Annotated in this window: 1 protein-coding gene; it reads right to left on the reverse strand. The window is 79.9% G+C overall.

The window, feature by feature from the left end; all coding sequences use genetic code 11:
* The coding region (locus KUM32_RS35780; protein ID WP_217146084.1) for a phosphotransferase at positions 1 to 596 on the reverse strand (596 nt) is incomplete at both ends.

A 596-nucleotide genomic window follows, 5' to 3' on the forward strand; every position in this document is an offset into this window, starting at 1 on the left:
GGCCAGCGCTGCGGGGTCCGGGGTGTGCCCGCTGGCCCGTGCGTACCGGTCCAGGTCGGCGGGGCCGGTGGCCACCAGCCACAGGTCCCGCTCGGGGTGGGCGAGCCGCACCGTGTCCCAGTCCACGAGCAGCGGCCGGTCGCCCGCGTGGCCCGCGCCGGCGCGCCGCAGCACGTTGCCCGGGTGCGGCTCGCCGTGGGTGACCACGCGCCGCGCGCCCCGCCCGGCCACCTCGGCCGCCCACGCGTCGTGGGCGGCCAGCCGCTCGCGCAGCGCGGCGGCGGCGTCGGCCACCACCTCCCGCGCCGACTCGGCGAACGGGCCGCCGCGCCAGGGGCGCCCGCACTCGGCCAGCGCCCGCCGCAGCACGTCACCCGTGGGCGACTCCGGCGAGAATTCGGCGAGGGGTTCGGGTACCGCGCTGCGGTGCAGGGTCGCCAGCAGGTCGAGCAGCGCACCGCGCTCGGCCTCGGACAGCTCCTGCCCGAACGCGCCCGCCTCGCCGCTCTCGTACGGGAAGACGCTGACCGCGAACCGGGGGCCAAGGCGTCGGACGGCGGCGCCGTCCCGGGTGGGCAGCGGGGCCACGACGAAGT

This window comes from Streptomyces sp. AC627_RSS907 (assembly GCF_019049165.1).